The organism is Marinobacterium arenosum, from assembly GCF_019795155.1.
In the GTDB taxonomy this organism is placed as follows: domain Bacteria; phylum Pseudomonadota; class Gammaproteobacteria; order Pseudomonadales; family Balneatricaceae; genus Marinobacterium_C; species Marinobacterium_C arenosum.
The window spans coordinates 1-12,098 of sequence record NZ_JAILYN010000081.1 but is presented as its reverse complement, the minus strand read 5'-3'; the positions used below and the strand labels follow the sequence as shown (position 1 = coordinate 12,098).

9 protein-coding genes are annotated in these 12,098 nt (G+C 62.6%); 5 read left to right on the top strand and 4 right to left on the bottom strand.

Annotation, left to right across the window (positions count from 1 at the left end; translation table 11 throughout):
- Positions 1-310: 310 nt before the first annotated feature.
- The gene (locus K6T12_RS20670; protein WP_222224868.1) at positions 311-949 is read right to left on the bottom strand and encodes an arylesterase; all 639 of its coding nucleotides are present in this window, start codon (positions 947-949) and stop codon (positions 311-313) included.
- Between K6T12_RS20670 and K6T12_RS20665 the strand changes: the two genes are divergently transcribed.
- Entirely contained in the window at positions 948-1,640 is a 693-nt protein-coding gene (locus K6T12_RS20665; protein ID WP_222224867.1) for an ABC transporter ATP-binding protein, read from the top strand. The genes K6T12_RS20670 and K6T12_RS20665 overlap by 2 nt on opposite strands.
- Positions 1,637-4,105 carry an ABC transporter permease gene (locus K6T12_RS20660; protein ID WP_222224866.1) on the top strand — a complete coding sequence of 823 codons (2,469 nt, stop codon included), beginning with the start codon at positions 1,637-1,639 and terminating at the stop codon, positions 4,103-4,105. Before K6T12_RS20665 ends, K6T12_RS20660 begins: the two co-directional genes overlap by 4 nt.
- 91 nt (positions 4,106-4,196) lie before the next feature.
- Here the strand turns inward: K6T12_RS20660 and K6T12_RS20655 are convergent, their stop codons facing one another.
- Positions 4,197-6,854: a DUF748 domain-containing protein gene (locus K6T12_RS20655; RefSeq protein WP_449288532.1), complete on the bottom strand. Its 2,658-nt coding sequence runs from the start codon at positions 6,852-6,854 to the stop codon at positions 4,197-4,199.
- A 250-nt stretch (positions 6,855-7,104) separates the two neighbouring features.
- Here K6T12_RS20655 and K6T12_RS21645 point away from each other — a divergent pair, with 250 nt between their 5' ends.
- Together K6T12_RS21645 and K6T12_RS20650 are read left to right on the top strand one after the other, a co-directional pair.
- On the top strand, positions 7,105-7,227 hold the full coding sequence (locus K6T12_RS21645) for a hypothetical protein (RefSeq protein WP_255611959.1): 123 nt from the start codon (positions 7,105-7,107) through the stop codon (positions 7,225-7,227).
- 30 nt (positions 7,228-7,257) lie between these two features.
- Positions 7,258-7,677: a heavy metal-responsive transcriptional regulator gene (locus K6T12_RS20650; protein ID WP_222224864.1), complete on the top strand. Its 420-nt coding sequence runs from the start codon at positions 7,258-7,260 to the stop codon at positions 7,675-7,677.
- 46 nt (positions 7,678-7,723) lie between these two features.
- On the opposite strand, the gene rpiA is transcribed toward K6T12_RS20650, so the two are convergent.
- Entirely contained in the window at positions 7,724-8,395 is a 672-nt protein-coding gene (rpiA, locus tag K6T12_RS20645; protein ID WP_222224863.1) for a ribose-5-phosphate isomerase RpiA, read from the bottom strand.
- Between the two features lie 159 nt (positions 8,396-8,554).
- On the opposite strand from rpiA, the gene ilvA reads away from it, so the two are divergent.
- Positions 8,555-10,069 (top strand): threonine ammonia-lyase, biosynthetic, encoded by a 1,515-nt coding sequence (ilvA, locus tag K6T12_RS20640; protein WP_222224862.1) that lies wholly within the window; start codon positions 8,555-8,557, stop codon positions 10,067-10,069.
- Between the two features lie 138 nt (positions 10,070-10,207).
- On the opposite strand, the gene K6T12_RS20635 is transcribed toward ilvA, so the two are convergent.
- Positions 10,208-11,791 (bottom strand): methyl-accepting chemotaxis protein, encoded by a 1,584-nt coding sequence (locus K6T12_RS20635; RefSeq protein WP_222224861.1) that lies wholly within the window; start codon positions 11,789-11,791, stop codon positions 10,208-10,210.
- Between the last annotated feature and the right edge of the window lie 307 nt (positions 11,792-12,098).

Here is a 12,098-nt window from a genome sequence, read left to right as displayed (position 1 = left end):
CAGCCACTTTCGTGTTGCCGACAAGGCGAGAGCGGCGTTATCCCCGGGCATTAAAGAGTTGCCCATGCCGCTACCCCGTGAGAAAGAAAAATGCCAGTCAGTTGGCTTAACTGACTGGCATTACCCATATGGGTGCCTTTTTTGTTGGTCGTTTCAAGTATACAGCTTTCAGTTAACAGCGGTTCGACGGGCGCATGCCTGGTCCATCGCCAGCCCCACCCGCCCTCAAAGCGAGCTGCTACGAAGCACGCACCCGGCGGGAAGGGCTTCAGCCGCGACCCAAAGCGGTTCCATCGGCGACCAAATTCAGTCAATCGATCCGGTCCGAGCCAGTCGCGGCCTCCGCCGCCAACAACCGCTGGCGCAGATAGGGCCAGACCTGTTCCAACAACATCGGCTGGGCATCGGCATTGGGGTGCAGGCCGTCCGCCTGCATCAACTCCGGCTCTAGTACCACCGTACGCAGGAAGAAAGGTATCAATCCTGCACCAGTCTGTTTACTGACATCAGCATAGAGTTCATGGAACTGTCGCGCGTAGCGTGGTCCATAGTTGGGCGGCAGGCGCATCGCCAGCAGCAGCACTTCGGCGCCCTGCTGCTGGGCCAGCTCGACCAACCGGCGCAGGTTGCGACCGATCAGCGCTGGCGGCGTACCGCGCAAGCCATCGTTGGCGCCCAGCTCGATCAGCACCAACACCGGCTGGTGCCGCTCCAGCAGGGTCGGCAGGCGCTGCAAGCCGCCCTGGGTGGTGTCGCCGCTGATACTGGCATTGACCACCCGATAGGGGCTACCGTTACCCTCTAGCCGTTGCTGCAACAGCTGTACCCAGCCCCGCTCCGGCGCCATGCCGTAGCCGGCCGACAGGCTGTCGCCCAGCACCAGCAGGGTATCGGCACGGCCGACCGCGGCCAGCATCCATAAACTAAGGAACAGTAAGATACGCAACATGGCAGATCCCAATAGCGAATTGATGGTCCAGGCCGAGCGACTCGGCAAATCCTTTCAGACCGACAACGGTCCGCTGAGCTTGTTCAGCGATATTAATCTGACCATCAAACGGGGCGAAAGTCTCGCTATTATCGGCCCATCCGGGGCCGGTAAATCAACCCTGTTAAGCTTGCTGGCCGGCCTGGACGATCCCAGCGAGGGCCAGATACAGCTGGCCGGGCAACCGCTGCGGGCATTGGATGCCGCCGCCCGCGCCGACTTGCGCCGGCGCCACCTGAGCTTCGTGTTCCAGTCGTTCCACCTGTTGCCGGAGCTCAGCGCACTGGAAAACGTGATGCTGCCGCTGGAGATCCGCGGTCAGACTGACGCCCGTCAACAGGCTGAGCACTGGCTGGACCAGGTCGGCCTGGCCGGCCGGCTCGACCACTACCCCACCACCCTGTCCGGCGGCGAGCAACAGCGGGTCGCCATCGCCCGCGCCTTCGCCACCGCACCGGACCTGCTGTTCGCCGACGAGCCGACCGGCAACCTGGACAGCCAGACCGGCCAGGCGATCATCGAACAGCTGTTCCAACTCAACCGGGAGCAACAGACCACGCTGATCCTGATCACCCACGACGAAGCGCTGGCGGCCCGCTGCCAGCGTCGCTGCCGCTTGCAGCAGGGCCAGCTCCACGAGGTGGTCGAATGAGTTCGGCACAGCTGCTGCGACTGGCCTGGCGCCAGTGCCGCGCCAACGGCCGGCGGCTGGAGTGGCGTTCGCTGGCCGCCGCGCTGTTGATCGCCATCACCCTGAGCAGCCTGCTGGCGGTGACCGGCGCCCGCCTGGAGCGCGGCCTCGGCCAGCAGAGCGCGGCACTGCTCGGTGCCGACCTGAGCCTGCTGAGCCGCCGACCGCTGACCGACCAGGGGCTGCCCCAGGCCGAAGCCGGCGGTATCCGCCATACCGACGTGGTGCAGTTCACCAGCATGCTGAACACCGAGCAGCAGTTCCTGCTGGTGTCGATCAAGGCGGTGCAAGCACCCTATCCGCTGCGTGGCGAGATCGATATCGCCCCCGCCGGCCCGCCGCTGCCGGAGCCCGGCACCCTGTGGGCCGAACGCAGCGTGTTGCAGCGGCTCGGCATGCAGGTCGGCGACACCCTGGAGGTCGGTTACCAACCGTTGCGGATCAGCGCCGAGCTGATCAGCGCGCCCGATCGCGGCAGCGGCTTCGGCAGCTTCAATCCGCAGGTGATCATCAACCGGGCCGATCTGGATGCCACCGGCCTGCTCGGCCCCGGCGCCCGGGTGCGCTACCGGCGGCTGTTCGCCGGCCCGCTGGCGGCGATCGACCAGTTGGAGGCGGAACTACGTCAGCAGCTGAGCGGTGGTGAACGGCTGGTGTCGCTGCGTGGTGACGGCAACCTGCAGGGCGAGCTGCAACGCAACCTGTCCCGCTACCTGCGGCTCAGTGCCATCATGGCCCTGCTGCTCTGCGCATTGACCATCCTGCTGAGCCTGCGCCGTTTCAGCCGCAGCAATCTGGACCGGGCGGCGCTGCTGATCAATATGGGCATGACCGCCGGCCAGTTGCTGCGGCTTTACGGCCTGCAACTGCTGATTCTCTGGCTCGGTTGCGCACTGCTCGGCACGCTCAGTGCCTGCCTGCTCAGCCAGTTGCTCGACTGGATGCTGATGCAGTGGCTGCCGGCGCTGCCCGCCGTGCCAGCCTGGCATTACGGCCAGGGCGCGCTGCTCGGCCTGGCGCTACTGCTGACCCTCGGCCTGCCGCCGGTATTGGCGGTCAGCCGGGTGTCGGTGAGCCACCTGTTGAAACGGCAACCGCCACCGCCGGCCCCCGGCGGCCTAGTGTTGAGTACCCTGGCACTGCTGCTGATGCTGGCCGCCATCGCCCTCTACCTGAACAGCCTCGGCCAGGCGCTGCTGGTCGGTGCCCTGTTGGCCGCTACCGGTCTTCTGCTGGGCTATGTCGGCCAGTGGCTGGTGCTTTATGCCAGCCGGCTGCTGGCGGCGCGCCTGCAGCTCGGTCGCCTGCTGGTTTTGCGGCTGCGCCAGCAGCGCCGCTGGCTGCAGTTGCAGATCCCGGTGATCAGCCTGTTGCTGGCGCTGATGGCTCTGCTGTGGCTGGCGCGGGCCGATCTGATGACCCGCTGGCAGCAGCAGCTGCCGCTCAATACCGCCAACCATTTCCTGATCAATATCCAGCCCTGGGAGACCGAACCGCTAAGCGCGCTGCTCGACAGCCAACAAGTAGAGCATCGACTTTACCCGATGGTGCGCGGACGTCTGGTGGGACTGAACGGCTTGCCGCCGAGCAAGGCTTTCAATGAGCAGCAACGGCAACACAACTCGCTGAACCGCGAACTGAATCTGACCTGGATGCAGACGCTGCCGCGCTCCAACATCATCAACGCCGGGCAATGGCCGCCGCAAGCCTTGGCAGGCCAGGCCAGCATCTCGGTGGAGCAGCAGATGGCGCAACAGTTGGGGCTGGAGCTGGGCGACCGGCTGGCGTTCGATATCGGCGGCCAGCGGGTCGAGGCGGTGATCAGCAGTCTGCGTCAGGTGCAGTGGGATTCGTTCCAGCCGAACTTCTACGTGATCTTCAGCCCCGCCGCGCTGGATGGTTTACCGGTCAGCTACATCACCAGCTTCTATCTGCCGGCCGATAATAATCGCACCGTACCGGCGTTGCTGGCCCAGTTCCCGACCCTGACGCTGATCTCGATCGAGCAGCTGTTGGCGCAGGCCCGACAGGTGATCCACCAACTGGTCGACGCCTCCGCGCTGATCCTGGCGCTGACCCTGCTGGCCGGCGCGGTGCTGGTGATCACCCTGATCAACCAGGAGCTGGCCCAGCGCCGTTACGAGAATGCGCTGCTACAGACGCTGGGCGCCACCCCGGAAGAGTGCCGGCGGTTGACCCGGCTGGAGTTCAGCCTGGTCGGCACCGTCTGCGGCCTGCTGGCGGCGGTATTGGCGGAGCTGACCCTGTGGCCGGTCCATCAGCAGATACTGCGGATCGAGCCCGGCCTGCACCCGCTCAGCTGGCTGTTGCTGCCACTGGGCGGTTGGCTGCTGTTCTCGCTGCTGGGACGGCTAGGCGGCCGCCAGCTGCAGCAAGGGCGACTGCTGCAGCAGCTGGTGCGCTGAGCTCGACGGCGCCGTCAGCGGATCGACAGGCGACTCACCAAACAGGCCGGTCGATCGGGCGCAGGTGGTACCTGCCTGCGCCCCGTTCATATCAGAGCGCCAATTCGACCCGCGGTTGCCGCTCGGCTTCAGTCTCTACCTTCGGATAGCAGAGGAACAACCGCTCAGCGGCGACCTGCTTGGACAGCGCACGCTTGATCACTTCGGAGCGCTGCTGTGCCAGCTGCTGCATCCGCCGGTTCAGCTCGCGCGCCAACGCCGCCTCGTCGAGCGGCTGCTCGCGCTTGGCGTTTTCCTGCTGCAGCAGCTCACGCAGCGGTGGCCGGTCGGCCGGCACGGTACGGCCGCACAGGGTCAGCCGCATCGCCTTGCGCTCGTTCATCATCTCGCCGATCTTGGCCAGGTAGCCGTCCATATCGCCCGCCGGCTGCAGCTGGCCCGGCGCGAACTGCACCGGCTGCAGGCTGATGAAGGCGCCTTTCTCGGACGCCTCGATAGCGGTCTGCGCCAACGAGATCAGTGTCCCGTACGGCTGCAGCGCCTTGGTCAGATAGCTCAGCGCGGCGCTTTTCAACCCTTTGCCGGCCAGTTTGTTGATCACGCTCTGGTAACCGAAGTTCGGATCATCCAGCGAGCCGCTGACCGGCAGCTCCAGTTCGATATTCTGGTCGTTGTCCTCCAGCACCATGATCGCGGTTTCCAGCGGTACCGACAGCCGCTGGCTGAACTGGGCGACCTGATCCGGCGCCACCGGGTCTACCTCCAGCTTGAACAGGCCCAGCTTGTTCTGGCCGCTCAGTTGCCCCCCCTTCAGTTCGCCGTCGGCCTCCAGCCGGAACTGACCGCTCTGCAGGTAATAGCCGGTGTACTGAATGCTGTACGGGCTCAGCGGCGGCAGCTCCAGACCGTTCAGCTGCAGTTGCCAGCGGCCATCGCGCCGGCTGTTCAGATCCAGTTCGCCATCCAGCGCCAGCTTGGCAAACGGGGCGATAGCCGCCCGCAGCTGCAGCTTGGTCGGTACGTTTTTACCCGACGGCTGGCTGAGATAGGGGCCGACCTCCAGCGTCTGTAGCTCGGTGGTCAACTCGAACGGCGGTTCGTGGGACTGGTCTTCCAGCTGTAGACCATGGGGACTGGCCAGCGTCAGTTTATCCAGCTTGATTATGAACGGCGGCGGTTCGGCACTGTCGCTGCCCGCCGCCGGCTGCGCATTGCCGGACCCGGCCGGAGTCAGCTTGGCCAGCTGCTGCTGCAGCTGCTCGATATCCGGCAGTTCGCCATTGGGCCCCAGCCGTAGCAGGCTGCGGCCGCCGGCCAGGGTAATCGTCTGGAGCTGCAGTTGCTGCGGGCTCAACGCCAGCTTGTCCAGTTGCACCCGCTGCCATTGGCTGAGCGGTGCCCCTTTGGCCCGGGCCAGCTTGAGCTGATCGGCGGACAACCGGTCGATGGTCAGATCGCCGGCGTCGCGCCACTGCAGCTGGCGGAGCGCCAGCGTATCGAAGGCCGCCAGCGGGTACTGCTCGATATGGCTGTCCAGCCCGGCGGCATCGATCTGAGTCAGCTGCATCTGCAGGGCACCGGCCTGCTGATTCAAGACTCCATCGGAGCTCAACTCCTTCAATACCAGCTGCAAGGCCGCCTGCTGCAGCTTTAGCCCCTGTAGGTTCAGACGCTGTTCGACCCGCAGCGTATCCAGACCACCGTCGACAAAGCCAACCGCTGCCTGCCCCTGCCAACCGCTCTGCGCCAAGTTCACCGCCAGTTGCGGCTCGGCCAGCGCGACCTGTGCCTCTTTCAGGCCCAACTGCCCGGCTACCGTCAGCTGCGCCGGCAGCTGCTGGCGGAACTGCATCGCCAGCTCGCCGTCCCAGCGCAGTTGACCGGTTTGCAGATGCATCGCATCACCGTCGCGCCAGTCCAGGCCATCCAGCTGCAGCCAGCCGCTCGACTCCAGCCGGCCCTGTTCGTTGGCCCAGTTCAATGCCACCTTCAGATCGCTGGACAGCTCACCACTGAGCGGCTGGCCGAGTAACGCCGCCACCGACTGCAGCGGAAAACGCTGCAGTTTAAGCTCCAGCTCGCTGGCCCGGTCCGCCTGTAGCGGCCGGCTATCACTGCGCAGCGAGAAGGGCGCACCGTTCAGCGCGCCGGTCAGGTTCAACTGAGTGATATCGCCCGGTCGCCACTGATAGAGCCGCTGCACGCCAGCCTGATCCAGCTGCAGCCGGTACTGTTGTTGCTGCCACTCGGTTCGCCAGTCGATATTGCTGAGCGCCAGCTGGTCCAGGCCGAACTGCCAGTTGCCGGACTCAGCCGGCTCACTGTCCATCTCCTCGTTGCCGGCAGCAGGCAGCTGCAGCGGGCCGACAAACACCGCCTCGTCGCTGAGCCGAACCCCGCCGCTCAGGCCGCGCACACTGAGATCCTGCAACTGCAGCCGCTGCTCCAGCAGTGCCCGGTAATCGAGATCCACCGCCAGCTGCTCGAGTTCCAGCGGCAGCTGGCCGTTGCTGTGCAGCGCCAGTTCGTTGACCCGCAGCCGGCCGGACAGCCAATCCACCTCAATCGACTTCAGGGCCGCCCGTTCAATCCCCTGCTGGTAAAACCAGATCACCAGCTGATCGCGCACCAGATAGGGCAGGGTGTGCAATGTCAGCAATAACGTAACGGCCAGCGCCACCAACCATGTCAGCCACTTCATCCTTTGTTCGTCCTGTTCCTTCGCTGATTTTGCTGAAAATTTCTGCAAATAATATTTTTCTGATTATCGGCCGCTGGGCCATGAATACCAGCCACCCGGGTAGGAAAGTTTTAATTTCAGCCGCGCCGGAACAGCGACAAGCCCCAAAGACCATGAAAAGAGCGCGGTTATTATTAATAAAAACCATCGTTCAAAATAGGGTTATTGCCATTGACTATGTAAAGCGCCCTATTCCTGCTAGAATCGCCGGCCGACAGATTCTGTGCATTTATTAAACAACTAGAAAGGGTGGATCATCATGGCGCATCATGACGAGAACTTCCGTGAAACAGCTGGTTGGGGCTGGATTGCTATCAATCTGGTAGCTCTGGCCTGGATCACCATGCCGGCCAGCATCGCCTGGAGCCGCGTCGTCCTGTAATAGGATGGCGGCCTGGAGTACAGTGGAGCCATGAGCCACCACCAACTCCTACGTATTGGCGAGATCGCCAACCAATCGGGCCTCAGCGTCGAAGCGATCCGCTATTACGAACGCCGGGGCCTGATCACTCCCGCCGGCCGACTCGAATCCGGCTACCGCCTCTATAGCCCCGACACCCTGCAGCGGCTGCAGTTTATCCTGCGCTGCAAGGATCTGGGGTTTTCACTCGAAGAGATTCTGGAGCTGCTCAACCTGCAGGTGGACCCGAACGCCAGTTCGGCGTCGGTCAAGGCCAAGGTAGAGGGCAAGATCGACCGGGTGGAACAGAAGATCGACGATCTGCAGCGCCTGCACCGCTCACTGCAACAGTTGAACGCCCTCTGCCAGGGCGAGGGCAGCGCCTGCGAGTGCCCGATCCTGGAATTTCTGCGACATGATGCTGCCGGCTAGGTCTGAACCGGCCAGTACGCGGGCCGGTTGATCCTGAAAGACACACTTACAGCGTCAGGGTCTGCACCCCGTCTTCGGTACCCATCAGCACCACATCGGCACCACGGTTGGCGAACAGGCCGTTGGTCACCACGCCGACGATATTGTTCAGCTCGCGCTCCAGCGCCTTCGGGTTGATGATCTCCAGGTCATGCACGTCGAGGATCAGGTTGCCGTTGTCGGTGACGAAGTTTTCCCGCCAGACCGGCATGCCGTCCATTTTGACCAGCTCGCGCGCCACCTGGGAGCGGGCCATCGGGATCACCTCGACCGGCAGCGGGAAGGCACCGAGCAGATCCACCTGCTTGCTGGAATCGACGATGCAGACGAACTCCTTGGCCACCGCCGCGACGATCTTCTCGCGGGTCAGCGCACCACCGCCACCCTTGACCAGGTTAAGCCGCGGATCGAACTCGTCGGCGCCGTCGACGTAGACCTCTATATCCAGTACGTTGTTCAGGTCGTAGACCGGGATGCCATGCTGGTGCAACCGCTCGGCGGTCGCATCCGAGCTGGCCACCGCACCGTCGAACAGGTGTTTGATCTCGGCCAGCGCGTCGATAAAGAAGTTGGCGGTCGAGCCGGTACCCACCCCGACAATCGAGTCTTTCTCCAGCTTCGGCTTGATATAGTCGACAGCCGCCTGCGCGACCGCTTTTTTCATCTCGTCCTGTGTCATCCGCCTGCACCCCAAAGGTCGTCAAAAATTAGTCTAATTATACGCATAGCCTGCCGGGCCTTGTAGACGATTCGGATACATAGCATTACTATTTCTGGCTCCCTTTTGAATAGAGACGTTCTCAAGGTCCTCATTCTCACTCCAATCCGAAGTTCCGACATGCACCGATATATCAAGCGAATCCTGGAAGCCCGCGTCTACGACGTGGCGATCGAAACTCCGTTGGAACCGGCTCGTCAACTTTCCAACCGACTGGACAACCGTGTCCTGCTCAAGCGAGAAGATGAACAGCCCGTGTTCTCCTTCAAACTCCGCGGCGCCTACAACAAGATGGTGCAGCTGACCGAGGAGGAGAAAGCGATTGGTGTGATTACCGCCTCGGCCGGCAACCATGCCCAGGGCGTAGCGATGGCCGCCCGCGAGCTGGGAATCAAGGCCACCATCGTAATGCCGAAGACCACCCCGGATGTGAAGGTCAACAACGTCAAAGCGCTTGGCGGCAAGGCGGTACTGCACGGCGACGCCTTCGACGAGGCCCGGCTGCACGCGCTGAAGCTGGTCGAAGAGAAGGGACTGGTCTACATCCCGCCCTATGACGACCCGGACGTGATCGCCGGCCAGGGTACCATCGCGATGGAGATCCTGCGTCAGGAGAGCGGCCCGATCGACGCCATCTTCGTGCCGGTCGGCGGCGGCGGCCTGATCGCCGGTATCTCTTCCTATGTCAAATACCTGCGCCCCGAGATCAAGGTGATCGGCGTTGAACCGGAAGACTCCAACTGTCTGCAGGCGGCGCTGGCCGCCGGCGAACGGGTGGTGCTGGACCAGGTCGGCATTTTCGCCGATGGGGTTGCGGTGGCCCAGATCGGCGAATACACCTGGGAGATCGCCAGCAAGTGCGTCGACGAGGTGATCACCGTCAGCACCGACGAGATCTGTGCGGCCATCAAGGATATCTTTGACGACACCCGCTCGATCTGCGAACCGGCCGGCGCGCTGGGCGTTGCCGGTCTGAAGAAATATGCCGCCCGCGAGCAGTGCCAGAACCGCACACTGATCGCCATCGATTCCGGCGCCAACGTCAATTTCGACCGGCTGCGCCATATCGCCGAGCGTTCCGAGCTGGGTGAACACCGCGAAGCGATCATCGCCGCCAAGATTCCGGAAAAACCGGGCAGCTTCAGGAAGTTCTGCTCGGCGCTGGGCAAGCGCAATATCACCGAGTTCAACTACCGCTATGCCGATGATCAGCAGGCGATCGTGTTCGCCGGGGTACAGATCAAGCCGAATAACGACGGTCGCGACGAGTTGATGGCCGAGATGCGCGAGCATATCGACGAGGTGATCGACCTGACTGACAACGAGACCGCCAAGCTGCATGTGCGCTACATGGTCGGTGGTCATGCGCCGGCGCAGGTGGATAACGAGGTGGTCTACCGGTTCGAATTCCCGGAGCGCCCGGGCGCACTGATGAAGTTCCTCAGCAAACTGGGTGGCCGCTGGAACATCTCGATGTTCCACTACCGTAATCACGGCGCCGCCTACGGCCGGGTACTGGTCGGCATGCAGGTACCGGCAGAGGAACGCGCGCAAGTGGTCCAATTCCTCGACGATATCGGCTACCACTACTGGGACGAGACCGACAACCAGGCCTACCGGCTGTTCCTCGGTTAATTCACACCCGCCGCCGGGGCTGGCAAGCATTGAAAACAAAAAGCTCCTTCGGGAGCTTTTTTAGTGTTGGTTTTTGTCTGGGGATCGCTACTGCGCTAGCACTGACAGGCGTCAGCACGACCGAACGCCGACCATGATCTAATGCTGCCGTTTCTGTTGCCAGTACTGCTGCACCAGCGACTCCAGTTCGGCAACCATCCGGTTGATGCTGCCGGTCGCCTGCTCGTTGCGGCAAGTGCTCTGCAAGGTCTCCTCGGCCGCATCGCGGATCGCATGGACGCTGTGGTTGATCCCCTCGGCGGCCCCGCTCTGCTGCTCCACCGCCGAAGCAACCTGGCTGTTCATCTCCAACAATGCAACCATCGCCGCGGTGATCTCGCTCAACGAGCGGTTCGCCTCGGTGGCCTGCTCGACCGTGCTTTGGGCATAGTCGGCGCCCTGCTCCATAGTGGTTACCGTGTTTTGCGAACGCCGCTGCAGATCAGCCACCATCGTTTCGATCTCCTGGGTCGCATCCCGGGTGCGTACCGCCAGGTCACGTACCTCGTCGGCCACCACCGCGAAGCCACGCCCCTGCTCACCGGCCCGCGCCGCCTCGATCGCCGCATTGAGCGCCAGCAGGTTGGTCTTGTCGGCAATGTCGGCGATGGTATGGACGATCGCCGAAATGCGCTCCGCCTCACCGGCCAGTTGCCGCACCGCGCCGGCGGACTCGAGAATCTGGCTACACAACCGATGCAACCGCTCGACGGTTTCCTCCACCAGCGTAATACCGCTCGCCGCCCGCTCATTCGCAGCCCGTACCGCATCGACCGATTCGCCGGCATTTTCCGCCACCTGCTGAACACTGGCCGACATCTCGGTGATGACACCGGCAACCCGTTCGGTTTCGGTAAACTGCCGTTCGACCTCCTGGCTGGTGTGACCCGCCTCCTCGGCCATCAGCCGGGTATCCGACAGCAGCTGCAGAGAGGCATCGCTGAGCCGTCCGACAATACCTACCGCTTCCGATTCCAGCTTGCGCAATGCCAACTGCAGCCAGCCCAGATCATCATTGCGACCGGTATAAACGTAGCGCGCAACCGGGTTATCACTAATCCGCCGGGCACGCGCCACAGTCTGCCGATAGGGCCGCATCAGCCAATGGCTCAGCAAAGCGCCGGCCGGCAACAGGGCCAATAAGGGAACCAACTGGTCGAGGCTAAAAACACCGCTTAGCCCGCCGATCGCCAGCACGCTGCCGATCAGCAGCAACCAACCGAGCATCAGCCGACCGGTCAGCCCGAGACGATCATTCAACATCCGCGGCTTCCGGCCGGTGTTGAGACGGTTATAGAGCTGCTCCGCCCGCTCGACCAACTCACGGCTTGGCTTGCGCCGTACCGACTGGTATTCGACCACCTGGCCGTCACGGATAATCGGACTGACATAGGCATCCACCCAATAGTGGTTGCCGTTCTTGCAGCGATTCTTGACCACCCCCATCCAGGCACGCTGCTGCTTGAGGTCCTGCCACAGATTATCGAACGCCGCCGCCGGCATATCGGGATGGCGCACAATGTTGTGGTTCTGGTTCAGCAACTCCTGTTCGCTGAAGCCGGACACCTTGATAAAGTCTTTATTTACGTAGCGAATGATCCCTTTCGGACAGGTTGTCGACAGAATATTGGTATTGTCGGAATAACCCTCTTCTATTCCGGTTACTGGCAGATTCTTTTTCATTGCGAGGCAGACCCCGTTGGCCGTTGAGTCTCTAATAACGTCCCCATAGGCCCCATTGAGTTTTTATTCACCTTATTTTCATAAAGCATTCGCGGTGCCGTTATTATTTTTATTCGGCACCCAATCCACGCCGCCCGCCCCGGTTAGCCGGGGCCGCAGGCAGGCCGATCTCCTCGTCTGGCAGGCGCGAATTCAACTCCGAAGTGCAACACTCCCCGTTTCAAGCAGCTCTCAGATAGTCATCAAATACCTTCTGAGGCTGCTTGTAGCCAAGACATTTTCTTGGCCTCAAATTGAGGCGTTGTTG

Bases quoted from the DNA above. Each gene is read 5' to 3' on its own strand.
- K6T12_RS20635 (WP_222224861.1), bottom strand. From the start codon at position 11,791: ATGAAAAAGAATCTGCCAGTAACCGGAATAGAAGAGGGTTATTCCGAC.
- ilvA (WP_222224862.1), top strand. From the start codon at position 8,555: ATGCACCGATATATCAAGCGAATCCTGGAAGCCCGCGTCTACGACGTG.
- K6T12_RS20650 (WP_222224864.1), top strand. From the start codon at position 7,258: ATGAGCCACCACCAACTCCTACGTATTGGCGAGATCGCCAACCAATCG.
- K6T12_RS20670 (WP_222224868.1), bottom strand. From the start codon at position 949: ATGTTGCGTATCTTACTGTTCCTTAGTTTATGGATGCTGGCCGCGGTC.
- K6T12_RS20665 (WP_222224867.1), top strand. From the start codon at position 948: ATGGCAGATCCCAATAGCGAATTGATGGTCCAGGCCGAGCGACTCGGC.
- K6T12_RS20660 (WP_222224866.1), top strand. From the start codon at position 1,637: ATGAGTTCGGCACAGCTGCTGCGACTGGCCTGGCGCCAGTGCCGCGCC.
- K6T12_RS21645 (WP_255611959.1), top strand. From the start codon at position 7,105: ATGGCGCATCATGACGAGAACTTCCGTGAAACAGCTGGTTGGGGCTGG.
- rpiA (WP_222224863.1), bottom strand. From the start codon at position 8,395: ATGACACAGGACGAGATGAAAAAAGCGGTCGCGCAGGCGGCTGTCGAC.